Below are 17,262 nucleotides of genomic sequence, written 5' to 3' on the forward strand. Positions count from 1 at the left end.
GGAGGCCCCGCTAAGGGGTCATATCGGGGCGTCATGGCGCGTCTGCGGCGGTTGCGCAAGGCGTGCCTGCATGGAAATGGGCAGGAACCCGCTCAGAAAGAAGGCCCCCCGGGCAACGAAAGCCGTTGCCCGCGCATCCTGCACCGGCTGGGGCCATTCCGCCGGAGCCACTTCCGTCCCCACGGCAAGGTAGAACACGGCCAGGAGAACATAGCCGCGCAGCCCGCCGAACAGCAGGCCCAGCATGCCGTTCAGCCCGCCCAGCGCCGAGTCGCGGACGATCCGGCCGAGAAGCTGGGCCACCAGCGTGAAGACGATCAGCAGTCCGATAAAGGGCAGGACGAAGCCGGCGGCGGACGCGACCAGCGGGTTGTCGATCCACGGCGTGAGCGCCTGCCGCACCGGCTCCATCCAGCGCATGGCCAGGACCAGCGCGCCGGCCCAGGTTGCCAGGCCCAGGATTTCGCGGACCAGGCCGCGCCCCCACCCGAACAGGGCCGAAGCCACCACCACCAGCGCGGCCGCCAGATCCACCCAGGCTCCGTTCATGGACCAGGATCGGCCGCCCGGCCGGACGCTGGGAAAAAAGGGACCCGAGACATGGGGGGCGGGACTGTCCTTGTGTTGCGGCGGGCCTGCATGGCCCAGAGGGCATTATTGAGGGGCGCTATCCACGGGCGCTTATGCCACCCGGCTCCCGTGGTGCCAAAGGAAAGATCGCACCCGCCCCATCAGGGCAGCTTGGTGGACTGGATCTTCCACGGGCGGCCCAGGGACCGTCCGGCGGGCTGGCCGACGCGGCGGCGCTGCGTATTGTTCAGCATCACCAGCAATTCGCCGACCTGGGTGCGGCGGTCCAGCTCGGTCCATACGGCGCCGGCCGAGAGGTCGCGCGCGGCCCAGATCCGCATCAGGCAGGTCAGCACATGGGCGCTCTCGCGGATGAGCTGGCCCTTGTCCTCGGCGATCAGCCCCACCACGCAATGGTCGCCATGCAGGCCGAATGCCCGGGCCAGGCGGCGGATATCCCGCTCGGTGGGGGGCGGGGCCTGGGCGGCATCCTGCGACAGGGCCTGCCACAGCGCCTCGACCGCCCGCCGCGCGTCGGGCGGCGGGGCGGCGCTGTCGTCACCCGGCGGTGGAGGGGGGATAGATGCCATACCGCGATGATGCCGGGGGGCGGTTCATGCGGTCAACATCGCGCGCGGTCCACGCATGGCGGTCTGCCGTCAGATCGAAAAATATTTCGCCTGCGGATTGAGGACCACCAGGGCCGAGGTCGATTGCTCCGGGTGCAACTGGTAGCCGTCGGTCAGCGACACGCCGATCCGCTCGGCATCCAGCAGCTTCAGGATCGGTTCCTGGTCCTCCAGCCTCGGGCAGGCGGGATAGCCGAAGGAATAGCGCGATCCGCGATAGCCCTGCTGCAGCAGCTTCGCCATGTCGCGGTCGTCCTCGGCGGCGAAGCCCAGCTCGGCACGGATGCGCTTGTGGGTGTATTCGGCCATCGCTTCGGCCATTTCGACCGAAAGCCCGTGCAGGTAGAGGTAATCCTTGTAGCGGTTGGCTTCGAACCATTCGCGGGCCATGTCCGATGCCTTCTGGCCCACGGTGACGACCTGCAGCCCGATCACGTCGCGGGCCTCGTCATCCACGTCGCGCACGAAATCGGCGATGCAGGCGCCGTCCTCGCGCGGCTGGCGGGGCAGAGCGAAGCGCGCGACCTCGGTGGTGCCGTCCTCGGCGAACAGGATCAGGTCGTTGCCCTGGCCCGCCGCCTTCCAGTAGCCGTAGGAGGCCTGGGGACGCAGGATGTCCTGCTCGGCCGCTAGTGCGAGCATGCGGCGCAGGACGGGGCGCAGTTCCTGTCTGGCCCAGCCCATGAAATCGTCCAGCGAGCGGCCCTGTTTGCGGAAGCCCCACTGGAATTGATAGAGCGACCGCTCATTGAGGAACGGCAGCACGGCATCCGGCGTGGCTTCCAGCACCTTCGGCCCCCAGAAGGGTGGGGTGACGACCGGTTCGCCCTGCGTCAGGCGGTGGCGGCGGGCGCGGGCGGCGGCGACATCGACCGGGGCGAAGCCGCGCTGTTCCTGCTGTTCCATGTCGCGCGGGCGCGAGCGGGTGGCCTTGCCGGCGCGGCGGGAGCGCACGGCGGCCAGGTAATTGTCGAACTCGCCCTTGGCCACCTGGTCCATCAGCGACAGGCCGTCGAACGCATCGCGGGCATAGGCCACGCGCCCGTCGGTGCCGTAGGCGGCGGCGCAATCTTCCTCGACATAATTGCGGGTCAGTGCGGCACCCCCCAGCAGCACGGGCAGGTCGACCCCCTGGCGGGCCATCTCTTCGAGGTTCTCGCGCATGATCACCGTCGATTTGACCAGCAGGCCCGACATGCCCACCGCGTGGGCATTATGCTCGCGCGCGGCGGTGATCATGTCGGCGACCGGCACCTTGATGCCCAGATTGATCACCCGGTAGCCGTTATTGGTCAGGATGATATCGACCAGGTTCTTGCCGATGTCATGCACGTCGCCCTTGACGGTCGCCAGCACGATGATGCCGCGCGCCTGGCCCTCGACGCGCTCCATGTGCGGTTCCAGATGGGCGACGGCGGCCTTCATCGTCTCGGCCGATTGCAGCACGAAGGGGAGCTGCATCTTGCCGGCGCCGAACAGCTCGCCCACCACCTTCATGCCGTCCAGCAGGATGGTGTTGATGATCTCCAGCGGCGGGATGGTGGCCATCGCCTCGTCGAGATCGGCTTCCAGACCCTTGCGGTCGCCGTCCACGATGCGGTCCTTCAGGCGGCCTTCGACCGTCTCGGCGCGCACCTTCTTCACCGCGTCGCTGGCCTTGCGGTCGGCGAACAGTTCCAGCAGCTTCTGCAGCGGGTCGTAGCCCTCGGCACGGCGGTCGAAGATCAGGTCTTCGGCCACCTTCACCTCTTCCTCGGGGATCAGGTGCAGCGGGCGGATCTTCGAGACATGGACGATCGCCGCCGTCATGCCCGCGCGCACCGCGTGATCGAGGAACACGGAATTCAGCACCGCGCGCGCCGCCGGGTTGAGGCCGAACGAGATGTTCGACAGGCCCAGCACGATCTGGATGTCGGGGAAGCGTTCATGGATCTGGCGGATGCCCTCCAGCGTCCACAGGCCCAGCTTGCGGTCGTCCTCGACGCCGGTGCCGATGGTGAAGGTCAGCGGGTCGATCATCAGGTCCGATTGCGGCAGGCCGTGCCGGTCGCAGGCGAATTCCACCAGGCGGGTGGCGATGCGTAGCTTGTCCTCGGCCGTCTTGGCCATGCCGACTTCGTCGATCGTCAGCGCCACCACGGCGGCGCCGAACTTGCGGGCCAGGAGCATGCGATCGTTGGCATGGCCCTCGCCATCCTCGAAATTGATCGAATTGATGATCGCCTTGCCGCCATACAGTTTCAGCGCGGCCTCGATGACCGGGGTTTCGGTGGAATCGATCACCAGCGGCGCGTTGACCGAGGCGGTGAAGCGGGTCACCACCTCGTTCATCTCGCGCATCTCGTCGCGCCCGACGAAGGCGGTGCAGATATCCAGCGCGTTGGAGCCCTCGCCCACCTGCTCGCGGCCCACGGCCACGCAGCCGTCCCAGTCGCCCTCTTCCTGCAGGGTGCGCCATTTCTTGGACCCGTTGGCGTTGCAGCGCTCGCCGATCGAGAAATAGCTGTTTTCCTGCCGCAGCGGGACCTGGGTGTAGAGGCTGGCGACCGAGGGAATCCACACCGGGCGGCGGACGATCGGAGCGGGGCGGTGGCGGCCGGTGCCTTCGGCGCGGCGGCGCAGCATGGCGTCCAGCGCCGCGATATGCGGGGTGGAGGTGCCGCAGCAGCCGCCGACCAGGTTCAGCCCGTCCTCGGTAATGAAACGTTCCACCCAACTTGCCATGTCGGCGGGCGAGAGCGGGTAGTGGGTCTGGCCGTTCACCAGTTCGGGCAGGCCGGCATTGGGCTGGATGGAGACCAGGCCCGGCCAGTTGGTGGCCAGCCAGCGCACATGCTCGGCCATTTCCTGCGGGCCGGTGGCGCAGTTCAGCCCCATCAGCGGCACGTCCAGCGCGTGGATGGCCGTGGCCGCCGCCGCGATGTCGGGCCCGACCAGCAGCGTGCCGGTGGTCTCGACCGTCACCTGCACGAAGATCGGGGTGTCGGTGCCCTGTTCGGCGCGGGCGATCTTGGCACCGTTCACCGCCGCCTTGATCTGGAGCGTGTCCTGGCAGGTCTCGATCAGCAGCGCGTCGACGCCGCCTTCGATCAGGCCCCGGCATTGCTCGGCGATGCCGGCTTCCAGCGTGTCGTAATCAATATTGCCCAGCGAGGGCAGCTTGGTGCCCGGCCCGATCGAACCGACGACATAGCGGTGGCGGCCGTCGGCGAAGCTCTCGGCGGCCTCGCGCGCCAGGTGGGCGGCGGTGCGGTTGATCTCGCGCGCCCGGTCGGTCAGGCCGAATTCGCCCAGCGTGATGGGCGAACCGCCGAAAGAGTTGGTCTCGACCATGTCCGCGCCGGCTTCGAAATAGCCGCGATGGATTTCGCGCACCAGTTCGGGGCGGGACAGGTTCAGGATCTCGGTGCAGTTCTCCTGCCCCCAATAATCGCGCTCGACATCGAGGTCGAGCACCTGCACGCGCGAGCCCATGCCGCCATCGCAGAGCAGCACCTGGTCACGGAGGGCGTCGAGAAGATGGGGGCGAGCGGTCATCGTGTATAGTGATCCGGCATGGAGGGCAGGGTAAAGGCTGGAGTTATTCCCATGGCGTCCCCCCCTGTCCAGCCCGTTGTGAGCCGACGGGACAGGTCGGTAGGGAAGAATGGGTAAAAAATCCCCATATCGCCGATGTCCTGCTTACGTTCGGGGGGCGGCTGCCGCTATTGTCGCGCCGGCATGAGCAAAAAATATTCCCCGATACGATTGCTGCTGGTCGAGGACGACGCGGACATGGCGGCCTATATCCGCGAAGGTCTGGCGCAGTACGACATTGCGGTGACATGCGCCTTCGACGGGATGGAAGGGCTGATCCATATCCTGCGCGAGCCCTGGGACGTCGTCGTGCTGGACCGGATGCTCCCGGGCATGGACGGCATGCAGGTGCTGACCCGACTGCGCAAGGAGGAGATCCGCACGCCTGTACTGGTCCTGACGACGATGGACGGCGTGTCCAGTCGGGTGGAGGGGCTGCGCGGCGGGGCGGACGATTATCTGGTCAAGCCTTTCGCCATGCGCGAACTGGCGGCGCGGGTTGTCGTGCTGGTGCGTCGCGCGGGCCCGGCGCGCGCTGCGACGGCTCTGCGGATCGCCGGCATCACGCTGGATCTGCTGTCACGAGACGTGACGCGTTTCGGCGTGAAACTGCAGCTGCAACCCCAGGAGATCAAGGTCCTGGAATATTTCATGCACAATCCCGGTGTCATTCTGTCGCGGAAGATGCTGCTGCATTATGCCTGGAACGTCGATTTTCCCGTTCATACCAATCTGGTCGAAAACCATATCAGCCGCCTGCGTGACAAGCTGGGGCCCGACGGGCGGCAGTTGATCCGCACCGTTCGTGGCGCCGGCTACATCATGGTGTCCCATGATTGTCCCTCCTTCGATCAAGCGGATACGGCCCCGTGAAACACCGGCTGGACAGGCTGTACCGGATCGCGTCCAGCCTCTCCTTCCGGATCGTGCTGCTGTTTGCCGGGCTGCTGATCGTGTCCGGCCTGTTTGTTGTTCTTCTGGCCGCCCTGCATAGCCAGCATTCCATGGAGCAGCAGATCCGCCGGGCGGTGACTGCGGAAGTGGCTGAGATCCTGTCATCCGCCGGGGGGCGCAACCTGGCGGATATCCAGCCGGTCATCCAGGGCCTGGTGCGGCATGAACCCGAATTCTTCTATCTTCTGCAGGACGATTCGCAGCGCGTGGTCGCCGGTAACATGCTGCATCTGCATCCATGGCCCGGTCTGCGCTGGCTGTCGCGCGAACACCGGCGGCCGTCCGGTGAGCGGACCCAGATGATCTTCGGCGAAGGGGTACTGCTGGAGGACGGCTATCTGTTTGTCGGCCTCAATGCGCGTTCCCTGACCGAATTGCGGCGTGATGTCTGGATGCTGCTCGGGTGGGGCGTCATCGGCTTCGCTGTCCTGGGCGTGGGCGGCGGCATGCTGCTCAGCGCGGTCATCCTGGGGCGGATCGAGACGATCAGCGTCACCGCGCGGCAGATCATGAATGGCGATATGTCCCGGCGCATTCCCTATCAGGGGGGTGATGACGAATTCGACCATCTGTCGCACAGCCTGAACGCGATGCTGGAGAAAAACGAGCAACTGATCGCCAGCCTGCGGCAGGTATCGAACGATATCGCGCACGACATGCGCCGCCCCCTGTCGCGCCTGCGCCAGAGGCTGGAGACGGCGGCGGCGTTCCAGAAAGTGCCAGCCGAAGGGCGGGACATGATCGAAGACGCGCTGGAAGATCTGGACGCGGCGCTGGAAATCTTTTCCTCTCTTCTCCGTCTCTCCCAGATCGAGGCCCGGATCGCCACCGATGCGCTGTCGCCTGTCCCGCTGGACGTGCTGGTCTGCCAGATCGTGGAAATGTATCGCCCTCTGGCCGAGGACCGGGGGCAGTCCCTGGCGGCTGGCGATGCCGCGCCGATCACTGTGCTGGGGGATATCGTCCTGCTGTCGCAGATGCTGTCCAACCTGGTGGAAAACGCGATCAACCACACGCCGGCCGGTAGCATGATCATGGTCACGCGGCAGGTGCGCGACGATTGCGCGATCCTGATCGTTGCCGATAATGGCGCCGGTATTCCACCGGAGAGTCGCGAGAAGGTCTTCGACCGGTTCGTGCGGCTGGATGCCAGCCGGTCGGTGCCGGGCAGCGGCCTGGGGCTGAGCATGGCGCGGGCGATCGTGCGGCTGCATGGCGGCACCATCGTCCTGTCGGACAACGATCCTGGCCTGCGCTGCACCATTGCGATACCCTGCGGTTCGTGACGGAACGAAGTTTGGGAATTATGTAAACGCGCTGACCCTGTTCATCATGCCCGTCGTCTATCCGTGCGTGGAACATATGCGCCAGCGCGCACCTGGCTGGCGTCGGCGATTGCGGGCAGTCTAAACAATTGCCAATGTTTTAAAAATTCAGCCGCAATTGTTCTTCATAACCTTCACGCAGGTTTCCAATACGCTCGACTATAACACCGCCATTCATTTCGCAGTTGATCCGCCGTTGTCGCGGAGACCGCCTTTCCGGTGGTCCATGACTGCCGAACGGATGGGATGTTGTAGAAATGAGAAAATTTTTTCTTCTTGTGGGCACGGTTCTGGTCGGTTGCGGAACGGCGATGGCCGCGCCATTGAATGCCGATAGCGGCCCGGTGCAATTCCTGCGCAGTACGCCGTTGCCCGAAATCACCGAAGGCGGTTTCGATCATTTCGCCGTGGACAAGAAGGATGATCGCCTTCTGATCATGGCGGAAAAACATGCGACGGTTGAAATGTTCCGCCTCAGCGACGGGGCGCACCTGGCCTCGGCCGGCGGGTTCGGTTTGCCGCATACGCCCGCTTATGTCGCCGGCCAGCATCAGATGTTCGTTTCGGACGACAAGCTGGGCTGCGTCGTGGTCGACGTGCCGTCGCTGAAGATCGCCAGGATCATCCCGCTGCGTCAGGGCGCCGATGAAGCCGTCTTCGACAAGAAGGCGGGTCTCTTCTATATCGGCAACGGCGGCAAGAAGGATAAGTCCGACAACTCGTCGATCAGCGTGATCGACGTCAAGACGTACAAGGAAGTCGCGCGGATCGCGATTCCGTCGTCCAATATCGAGATGATGGCCATCGATCACGCGCGCGGCCTGATGTTCGCCAACCTGCGCGACAAGAACCAGATCGCCGTCATCGATCTGGCGACGCGGACGCTGAAGACGATCTGGACCGTTCCCGGCCTGAATCTGATCACGCCGATGGCTTATGACGGCAAGACCCAGCGCCTGTTCGTCATCGGCCGCAAGCCGGGCAAGCTGTCGGTGATCGATGCGACCAACGGCACGCTGCTCTCCACCGCCGGTTCGGTGGATACGGCCGACGGCATCACCTGGGACGGCGGAAATGCCCGTCTGTATGTCAGCGGCAGCGAAGGGCTGAGCGTCTTTCACCGCGACGATGCCGATCATTTCACCGAAATCCAGCGCATCGACACCAAGACAGGCAAGGTCTCCGTCTATGTCGACAAGCTGAAGCAGCTTTATATCGCCCACGCCAAGACGCCGGACGGTCCGGCGGCGCTGGACATCTACACCGTGGCGCCCGATCCGGTCGCCCAAGCCGCCGCGAAGGCGGCCGCCGACGCCAGGAAGAAGCCCTGACGTCCCGCTCGCCGCGCCCCGTCTCCGGGGTGCGGCGGCCCCGATATCCCTATCTTTCCCCGTCAAATCCAGCGAGGCCGCCCAGCGTGCCCGCACCGCCTGGAGTCGTCATTTTCGATGCGTATCCATCCGATGCTATGCCGCAGCACGCTTCTATGCCTGGCGACCGCGCTGGCCCCCGTCGGGGCGCCTCTTCTGTATGCCCAGGATGTACAGAAGGTGGAAAAATCTCATCATGACGGGAAGAGGCACAAGGAAAACAAGAAGCACCATCGTGAGCGGGCGTCGCATGCCGATGTCGGGCGATCTCATGGCAGTGACGCCGGACGTGGTGCGCGGCACGCGGACGCGGCGCGCTCCTCCGCCCCCGAGCATCTTCAGGTCGTGGGGTTCAAGCGCCCGCCCAAGGCCAATGCCCTCGGCACCATCGAGGAAGCGCGCCTGGTCCAGAAAAACGCGCCCAACATCGTCGTGCTGATGCCGCAGTCGGAAATCGAGAAAATTCCGAACTTCGTTCTGGGTGATGCGATGCGCCGGATGCCCGGAGCCTCGATCATCTTCAAAAGCGGCGAATCGCGGGCTCTTCAGGTACGTGGCCTGGATTCCAGCCTCAACGGCGTGATGTTCGAGGACGTTCTGCTGCCCGCCGGCTCGATGAGCGGCTCGGGCCGCGCCATGCCGCTGGATGCCATGCCGGCATCGCTGGCCGGCGCGCTGGAGCTTACCAAGACCAATCGCCCCGAGCAGGACGCCATCGCGCTGGGCGGCCAGATGAACATCCTGTCGCGCGATATTGGCGAAAATCAGGACCCGTTCCTGAAATTCCACCTTGCGGGCGGCTACCGCGATCCCAGCGCGACACCGGTTTTTCAGGGCACTCTGGCGGGCGGCATGCGGTTTGGCCTGCATGGCGACCCCTTCAATCCCCATGCATCGGGCGACAGGCCGTTCAGCGTATCGTTCTTCCTCAACGGTCTGACCGATTGGTTGAACATGGGGGACCTGCAACAGAAATTCGCGTCGGGCGATCCGGTCGGCAGCCAGGCGAACAAGGTCACGCAGGCATCGCAGGTGATGTATGCGGGGCACAAGGTGCGTTATTCCTACGGCGGCACGCTGGGCTGGGATATCGACCATAATAACAAGATCTATCTGAAAATGTTCGAATCGGCGATCTATGCGCCGGTCGTCAGGAATCAGCTGATCTATGCGTTCAGCCCCAAGACCGGGCTGGGCGATCCGGGGCAGGATGGTACCGCAAGCCTGACGCAGGGCGTGACCAATACCAAGACAACGGATCTGGAGCGGGTTTACAAATTCGGCGGCGACAGCAGGATCGGGCGCTTCAAGCTGGATTATTTCGGTGCCTGGGCCGCCAACAATGTCGATCAGACCTCATCCTATGTCTCCAATTTCACGGGCCCGACAAATGTTCCAGTCAGTTATGACAATGTGACCAATCCCCTGCGCCCGACGGTTACCGTGCTGAATGGGGTCAACCCGCTGAACTATAATGCGTACAAACTATCGTCGTTGAGCAACCAGATCCAGCACGACAAGGATTACGAATGGACCGGCCATGTCGGGGCGTCGACGGAGCTGAACCTGTTCCGCGAACTCAAGGGCATGCTCAGCTTCGGCGGCGGTCTGCGCATGGCGCATATCCAGCATTATGACCCGACCTATACATATTCCCACCTGCCCAACGTCACCGCCGGGCAGTTGGCGGGCAGCGACCAATGGACGTTCTTCGACGGACTCTATAATATCGGCTACCCGGCTGGCCCTCACCAGGTCAACCAGTTGGCCAGCAGCGCGATCTATCCGCAGGTCACCAGTTCCGCCGGCACGACGGCGCAGCAGCAATATATCAACGATAACGAAAACGTCTATAATACCTATCTGCAATATCGGGCTACCTGGCGTCGCCTGGGGATTCTCGCCGGTTTCCGCTATGAAAAGACGGATGGTGTCTATCGTGGTACGCAGACGGTTACGCAGGGCGGTGTCACCACGCTCTCACCGCGCGCGGTGGGGCAGGAATATGCCAATTTCTTTCCGACCGTACAGTTGCGCTACAATATCACCGATAATCTGATCGCCCGCGCCAATTGGTCCACCGCCGTTGGCCGGCCCGGTTTCAACCAGGTGACGGCCAGCCAGACGGTCAATACGTCCACGAACGCGGTCAGCATCGGCAATCCCGGTCTGAAGCCGACCACCGGCAATAATTTCGATGTGTCGATGGAATATTACCTCCCGCATGGTGGCATCATCTCCGGCGGCGCATTCTACAAGCTGTTCAAGAACTATGTCGTCAATTACACGAATTATTGCACGGGGTGCTACAATCTGCCCGGTCAGGCCACCGTCAGCACCTATGCCAATATCCCCGACGCCTACGCCCGCGGGTTCGAGCTGAACTACCGGCAGCAATTCGAATTCCTGCCCGGCCTTCTCAAAGGGTTCGGGGTCGGCGGCAATATGACCTATGTGAATTCGCGCGGCCAGCAGCGTAACGGCACGCAGGAGACGCTGCCGAACACCACAAGCCATATCTGGAATTTCGAAGCCTTCTATAATTATGGACCGGTCAGCGTGCAGTTCAACGGCAATTACCAGGGACTGACCATGACCGGCCTGGGTTCGGATCCGTCGCTGGACAGCTACGTGCAGCCGTTCCTGAATTTCGACATCGGCGCGAGCTACCGGATCAATCGTAGGGTCAGCGTCAATTTCCAGGCCCGCAACTTCACCAATACGATGCAGAACGCGACACAGGGCATCTCCGCGAAAAGAATGGTCGAACTGCAATATTTCGGTTCGGCCTACATGTTCGGTGTCGATGTCTCTTTGTAAATCCAAATCAATAATTTCCAAAAAAATTCATGCTGGAAGGATATTTTCGTCCTTCTGGCGGTCCGGTCGGGGCGGTATGACAGAATCCTGCAAGGAAACATGCTCCCCGGCAGTGTTTCACGAATGAAAAACAAGGTAGCCATGATCAAGCGATCGATCTTCAGCCGTCTCGGGGCTGCTCTGCTCGTGACTTCGGCGCTCGCGGCGGGCCAGCAGGCTCATGCCGCGCATCACGCGGCCGCGGGGCTGGAAGGCGTGCCGCATTACGACAACATCATCGTCATCGAGATGGAAAATCGCCAGTATGGCGAAATCATCGGTGCCGATCCGGCCAGCTCGCCCCATATGACGGAACTGGCGCGGACCTATAATTCGGCCACTTCCTATTACGGGATCACCCACCCCAGCGAACCGAACTATATCGCCATGATGGCCGGCGACCAGGAAGGCGTCCTGGATGACGATGGCTGGTACTGCCAGGCCGACGGCACCCCGCTGCCCGCCGACAAGGCGATCGTGGCCGGCAAGCCGGATACGGCGCCGATGAACCGGCCCTGTAACGGCATCAAGAAGAACAAGGCCTATGTCGCACACCATTTCACGGTGCCGAATTTCTTTGCGCAGCTGAACAAGGCCGGCATCTCCTGGTCGATGTATAACCAGAGCATGCCCACCAATCCGCAGACCGGCGAAAGCATGCCGGAAATGCCCACCTATCCGGCATCGGACGATACCACTGCCGACGTGCGCGGCCTGTATGCGTCCAAGCATAATCCATCGGTCAATTTCGACGATATCCGTGAGGCGGCGGATTTCCACGCGCACAATCGCGGCGAGCAGGCCTTCTTCAACGACCTGGCGACGGGCAAGCTGCCGCGTTTCGCCTATTTCGTGCCTGACCAGTGTCATGACGATCATGGTCCGTCCGGCCCCATGAACGACCATCCCGAGTGCAAGGGCCGTGGCTACGGACCGTCGCCGCTGCTGACGACAGGCGACAATTATGTCCAGACCCTGGTGGATCATATCCAGGCTTCGCCCCAATGGAAGTCCAGGATGAATGTGGCGATCGTGGTCACGTTCGACGAGGATGACAGCGGTGGCGCCGGCATACAGGGCTGCTGCGGCTATCATCCGGTCGCTGCCGGACAGCCGCACAAGGGCGTGGTCAATCAGGGTGGCGGACGCATTCCCATGCTGGTGATCACCAATCACGGTGTGCGCGGCGTGCAGGACGACACGCCCTATAATCACTATTCGCTGCTGCGCACGATGGAGGATGCGTTCGGCATCGCCGAGCATATCGGCCATGCCAATGACGGAACGGCCGTCCAGCCGGCCGATGGCGCGTTCGTGCAGACGCCGGTCGTGCCGATGGTCAGGATGTTCGCCCTGGCGGCACATTGATGGCAGGCGGGCGGGGACGCACGGGTAAGGCGAGCCGGTCCGCCGGGCGGATCGCCGGGTGGTGCGTGCTGGCTATCCTGCTGTCCGCGCCCTGCGGCGCCGGTACCGTGCGGGCGGCAGGCGGGCTGTCGCCTGCTGCCCTGCTGGGCCGACAATTATTCTTCGATTCCGGACTGTCGGCCTCCGGCCGGCAATCCTGTGCCAGTTGCCATGATCCGGCTAATCATTATGCACCCGCCAATGCCCGGCGGGTGCAGATGGGGGGCGCGGCCCTGGATCGGGCCGGAATCCGGGCCGTCCCGACCCTGACATACAGGGATGAAAATCCGGATTTCTCGGTGTCTTTGGAGAATCCGGATGAATCGGCCAGTGGTCCCGGTGGCGGCTATGATTGGGACGGTCGCATGCCATCGGTGGCGGCGCAGTCGGCCAGCCCGCTGACTACCCCTTTCGAAATGGCGAACCCCGACCTCGCGTCGGTCCGCGCGCGCGTGCGGCGCAATCCGGACTATGTGCAAACATTTACCAAATTATTCGGCGCGGACATATTCGCCACGCCCGATCGCCTGGTCCAGGCGATGGGGACGGCGCTGGCGGCTTTCCAGCATGAGGATACGTCCTTTCACCCCTATAGCAGCAAATATGATTTCTATACGCGCGGCCAGGCGACACTGAGCGCGCAGGAACAGCGGGGCATGGCGCTGTTCAACGATGCCGACCGTGCGAACTGTGCATCATGTCACACGGCCGGCCAGGGGCCGGGACGCGACGGCGCGACATCGGTGGGTCAGTTCACCGATTTCTTCTTCAAGGATATCGGTGTTCCCGCCAATCCGGATAACGCACCGGCCGGCCACAGGGGCTACGACATGGGGCTGTGCGGCCCGCTACGCGCCGACCTGACCCTGGCGCGCGACCCGGCCAATCGGGCGTATTGCGGGCTGTTCATGACGCCGACTTTGCGAAACGTTGCCAGCCGGCATGTCTTCTTCCATAACGGGGCGCTGAAAAGCCTGCGCGACGTCGTCGAATTCTATGTCACCCGTGATACCGACCCCGATCGATGGTATGGACGGCAGGATGCGGCGCTGCCCTATGACGGGCTGCCGCCCGATCTGCGCGGAAACGTGGACCGAGCGGACATGCCTTTCGCCGCCCAGACACGCGGTGGCAGGCCGATTCTTTCGGAACGCGAGGTCGATGACCTGGTGGCCTTTTTGAAAACCCTGACCGACGGCTATCGGATTCCGTCGGTCCAAGCGAAATGATCACGATGCAGAATCCTCCCTCTCTTTCCTACGATCCTGTGACGCGCCGGCTGCACTGGATCACCGCCGCCATCGTGATCCTGCAATTCGCCATGGGCGAAAGCTGGGGCTGGTTCGGGCCGGTCTGGAAAGCGACGGCCCGCAATATTCATACCAGTGTCGGGGTGGCGTTCGCGCTGCTTCTTCTGGTGCGTCTGTATTGGCGCTGGACACGCCGGACCGGTATGCCGCCCCTGCCTGGCCGGCTGGTGCCGGGGGTTCATGCGCTGTTATACGGCCTGCTGATTGCCGAAGTGATCGATGGTGTCGCCTGGCGATTGACGGGCACCCATCCGCTTTACGTCTTTGGCGCCAACATAAGCTGCGGCGCCTGCCGGCTGGATCGGTCCTGGCATAATGCCCTGGCCTGGCTGCATCATTATGGTGCGTGGGCCATCATCGTGCTGGCATGCGGCCATGCCGGCGCCGCCCTGTGGCATCATCTGGTGAGGCGCGACGATACGCTGGGGCGGATGCTGCCGCGTCTCCGCCCCCGGTGACGGGTGCCGATCATTTCCTGTCGGACAGGCTGTCCAGATAGGCCACGATATCTGCCCGGTCCCGATCATCCGTGATGCCGTCAAACGCCATGCGTGTGCCCGGCGCGAAGGCGGCCGGGTTTTTCAGCCAGGCGGAGAGCGTGCCGACGGTCCAGACTTGCGATTTGTGCGCGAGCAGGGCAGGCGAAAAATTGAAATCGGCCATGGAGGCGACCGGGCGGCCTTGTATGGCATAAAGGTTCGGTCCGATCATTGCCGCGCCGCCGCGATCGAAATTATGGCATTCGGAACACATGCCGTCCGCCAGGTCGCGGCCGCGCGCACGATCGCCATGTTGCACCAGGGTGGCGAATGGTGTCTCCGCGGCGCCGCACATGTTGATCACGGGGAGTCCGCCCGTCAGGGTCGACAGGGTCAGGAACAGGAACATTCTTTTCGACATTGCGCGTCAGCCTTTCGATTTTGTATCGGAAGTGTAAATGGGCGCATCGGGCATCGCGAGAACATGGTTTCGGATACAAGCGATATTCAAAAAACATTCACGAAATATGGTCGTTGGACGATCCTCCGTTTTGGATGGTTCCTCTGGAAGGTGTCGTCGTGATAATGTCTTTATTGGAGATTGAAAATTCTCATATTCGAATCAATTTCGGGATTTCAGATTATAATTTTGCATAGATTGTTTTCTATAAAGCAAATTTAATAATTATTGTATCTTGTCGATGGTAATGCATGCACGCCGTCCGGCGGCTGGTGTGGGCCATACGCCTGTCCCTGTCGTCGATACGGCCATATTTCCGTATTCAAAAAAAGGTCTTCGTCTGATGAAATCAGCATACATCGCGTTTGCGTTCACGTGCCTCGCGGCCGGTGCGGCCATGGCGGATACGAAAGCGCCGGTGCATTACGATCCGGTCCATGCCCCGACTGCGCAGACGCTGGTGCAGCAGATCGCCATGCGGCATGACGACATGGTGCTTCTGGGCGTGCATGCGACGGTGCCGGGCAGCAAGAACAATGTCATCATCGCCTGCAACGATCAGGCGCGGATCGGCAAGCCGTCCAGCAAGGGCGACCTGGCACTGATCGGCAAGCCCAAGATCATGGTGGCGCGCCTGCCGCAGAAGAATGTCTATGAAGTTGCCATGACGTTGAACGATGCCCAGGGACGGACCGTCGGTATGATGGTCGACCAGATGCGGCTGAATGCGGTGCCCGATGAGGTCGAGGCCCTGAGGCGCGCGCTTGAGGTCCGTTCGGAACTGGAGAAGAACATTCCCAGCGAAGGCGCGCTGTTCGAGTAAAGGCGGAGCCAGGGGGGAGACGGCCGGGTTCCGATCGTCTCCCCCGAAGGGATTCAGCCGCCGGCGATCAGATCCGCGATCATGACGGCCTTTTCCGTGCGGATATGGCCTTTGCCGGCTGCCCTGGCGGCCCAGTCGGGGTTCGCGTTCAAGGCCTTGCGGGTGGCGGCGATGACGTCATTGCGTCGGTCCAGCCCGTTATCGCCGTGATAGGCCAGCACCAGCATCGACATCCAGTTCCGGCCGGCGCCATAGCGGGCGACGTAGAGCTGGTAGGCATTCAGGGCACCGGCGGCGATCCACCCGTCGGTCTGCGGAAAGACATAGGAGCGGGCATAGGCGACGTAATCCTTCGTCGGCACGAAATAATCGTAGGGAACCACCATGTAGACCGGGTCCGGGCCATCATCGGCAGAGCCGCCCTTGCCGACCGGATCGGAGGGGGTGCTTTCCACTGCCGTTACGTTCGCCAGGTCTGTCGCGGCCAGCCCGGCCGGTGTTTCCGCATCGACCGCCCGCCAGGAGGCCGCCTGCGCACTGGTGCGGAAATCGAGAATCAACAGCGCGTCCCAGCTATTCGCATCGGCAAGGCGGCTGAACAGGATGCGATAATGCGTCAATCTGCCCTGGGCCTGCAATGTATGCAGGCGGGGTGCCAGTTGGGCGCGCAGCGTGCGCAGCAGGGCTGGCCGTCCGGCTGGCGTGCTGCGATAGGAAACGATCAGAGACGATTGTGTGGGCCGGGCGGCGGCGTCGCTGTCGGCTGCGGCCGCGTCATGCATGGCCGCCATGGTTATCGCGAGCAGGGCCGCCGCTATTCGGGCGCCCCAGGTCGTTCTGGTCTGGATGGGTGTGCGGTCGATCATGCAAGCGTCCTTCATTTCGCTCATGTCCTGTGACGTGCGTGAACAGGCCATGAAAATGGAAAGCCATGAATTAAATAGTTTGTATGCTTCTATCGGTTTTTCATGATGCCTCGGAAAGCCGGGGCGACGGGCGGCCTGCCAGATGGCGACTCGGGGGGCGATCGGCTATCATGACGACGAATGGCCAGGGAGGAGCATCATGCAGCGCGGTGACGGGCTGATCCCGCTGGAACTGGTGGATGACGCGATGTTTGCCGACCTGCCCGGCGATGGCGCGACACTGGTGCTGCGCGTGGGAGGCGCGGGCGATGATGGCGGCAAGGGCGGTCAGTGGCTGGGCATCGTCGCCATGCCGGCGCCCACGCCCTTCGGTCATGGCGCGAATTGTGTCTGCTGCACGCCGGACGGGGCGATCGCCGCCATGCTGGCCGATCTGTTTCGTGCCCGCGTCACCGGCCAGCGCCCGTGGTTCGACCGCGTGATGGTGGTGGTGCCCGCGGCCCTGCGCGAGGGGACGCGGCAGGCGCTGGAGGAAAATCGCGTGGTCGTGGCGCGTTATCGCTCCGTCCGGCATTCCATCGACGCGGGGCATTAACCGTCCATTCGTCTTTCGGGCCCTAGGATCGTGCCATCG

Annotated in this window: 14 protein-coding genes; 9 read left to right on the plus strand and 5 right to left on the minus strand. The window is 63.2% G+C overall.

Annotation, left to right across the window (positions count from 1 at the left end):
- Positions 1-18: 18 nt before the first annotated feature.
- From HLH29_RS04615 to metH, 3 genes are all read right to left on the minus strand, one after another.
- A complete protein-coding gene (locus HLH29_RS04615) occupies positions 19-549 on the minus strand; it encodes a CvpA family protein (protein ID WP_182964830.1) in 531 nt (176 codons plus the stop codon).
- Positions 550-731: 182 nt separating this feature from the next.
- Positions 732-1,160 (minus strand): phosphoribosyl-ATP pyrophosphatase, encoded by a 429-nt coding sequence (locus HLH29_RS04620; protein ID WP_182964831.1) that lies wholly within the window; start codon positions 1,158-1,160, stop codon positions 732-734.
- 69 nt (positions 1,161-1,229) lie between these two features.
- Positions 1,230-4,736 (minus strand): methionine synthase, encoded by a 3,507-nt coding sequence (metH, locus tag HLH29_RS04625; protein ID WP_182964832.1) that lies wholly within the window; start codon positions 4,734-4,736, stop codon positions 1,230-1,232.
- 183 nt (positions 4,737-4,919) lie between these two features.
- On the opposite strand from metH, the gene HLH29_RS04630 reads away from it, so the two are divergent.
- From HLH29_RS04630 to HLH29_RS04660, 7 genes are all read left to right on the plus strand, one after another.
- Positions 4,920-5,648 carry a response regulator transcription factor gene (locus tag HLH29_RS04630; RefSeq protein WP_182964833.1) on the plus strand — a complete coding sequence of 243 codons (729 nt, stop codon included), beginning with the start codon at positions 4,920-4,922 and terminating at the stop codon, positions 5,646-5,648.
- Positions 5,645-7,015, plus strand: a complete 1,371-nt coding sequence (locus HLH29_RS04635) for a sensor histidine kinase (protein WP_338030175.1) — start codon at positions 5,645-5,647, stop codon at positions 7,013-7,015. The genes HLH29_RS04630 and HLH29_RS04635 overlap by 4 nt, the downstream gene beginning before the upstream one ends.
- Before the next feature lie 350 nt (positions 7,016-7,365).
- Positions 7,366-8,385, plus strand: coding sequence for a YncE family protein (locus tag HLH29_RS04640; RefSeq protein WP_220791366.1), 1,020 nt, complete (start codon positions 7,366-7,368; stop codon positions 8,383-8,385).
- A gap of 117 nt (positions 8,386-8,502) precedes the next feature.
- The gene (locus tag HLH29_RS04645; protein WP_182964835.1) at positions 8,503-11,244 is read left to right on the plus strand and encodes a TonB-dependent receptor; all 2,742 of its coding nucleotides are present in this window, start codon (positions 8,503-8,505) and stop codon (positions 11,242-11,244) included.
- Positions 11,245-11,385: 141 nt separating this feature from the next.
- Positions 11,386-12,651, plus strand: coding sequence for an alkaline phosphatase family protein (locus HLH29_RS04650; protein ID WP_182964836.1), 1,266 nt, complete (start codon positions 11,386-11,388; stop codon positions 12,649-12,651).
- Entirely contained in the window at positions 12,651-13,919 is a 1,269-nt protein-coding gene (locus tag HLH29_RS04655) for a cytochrome-c peroxidase (RefSeq protein WP_182964837.1), read from the plus strand. Before HLH29_RS04650 ends, HLH29_RS04655 begins: the two co-directional genes overlap by 1 nt.
- Positions 13,920-13,924: 5 nt before the next feature.
- Positions 13,925-14,458 carry a cytochrome b gene (locus HLH29_RS04660; protein ID WP_182964838.1) on the plus strand — a complete coding sequence of 178 codons (534 nt, stop codon included), beginning with the start codon at positions 13,925-13,927 and terminating at the stop codon, positions 14,456-14,458.
- Positions 14,459-14,468: 10 nt separating this feature from the next.
- Here HLH29_RS04660 and HLH29_RS04665 read toward each other — a convergent pair whose 3' ends face one another.
- Positions 14,469-14,900: a c-type cytochrome gene (locus tag HLH29_RS04665; RefSeq protein WP_182964839.1), complete on the minus strand. Its 432-nt coding sequence runs from the start codon at positions 14,898-14,900 to the stop codon at positions 14,469-14,471.
- A 382-nt stretch (positions 14,901-15,282) separates the two neighbouring features.
- Between HLH29_RS04665 and HLH29_RS04670 the strand changes: the two genes are divergently transcribed.
- The gene (locus HLH29_RS04670) at positions 15,283-15,762 is read left to right on the plus strand and encodes a hypothetical protein (RefSeq protein WP_182964840.1); all 480 of its coding nucleotides are present in this window, start codon (positions 15,283-15,285) and stop codon (positions 15,760-15,762) included.
- Positions 15,763-15,815: 53 nt separating this feature from the next.
- On the opposite strand, the gene HLH29_RS04675 is transcribed toward HLH29_RS04670, so the two are convergent.
- Positions 15,816-16,628 (minus strand): hypothetical protein, encoded by an 813-nt coding sequence (locus tag HLH29_RS04675; RefSeq protein WP_182964841.1) that lies wholly within the window; start codon positions 16,626-16,628, stop codon positions 15,816-15,818.
- Between the two features lie 199 nt (positions 16,629-16,827).
- Here HLH29_RS04675 and HLH29_RS04680 point away from each other — a divergent pair, with 199 nt between their 5' ends.
- Positions 16,828-17,223, plus strand: a complete 396-nt coding sequence (locus tag HLH29_RS04680) for a hypothetical protein (protein WP_182964842.1) — start codon at positions 16,828-16,830, stop codon at positions 17,221-17,223.
- Positions 17,224-17,262 lie beyond the last annotated feature (39 nt).

The sequence above is a fragment of the Gluconacetobacter tumulicola genome (assembly GCF_014174215.1).
Taxonomy (GTDB): Bacteria; Pseudomonadota; Alphaproteobacteria; order Acetobacterales; family Acetobacteraceae; genus Gluconacetobacter; species Gluconacetobacter tumulicola.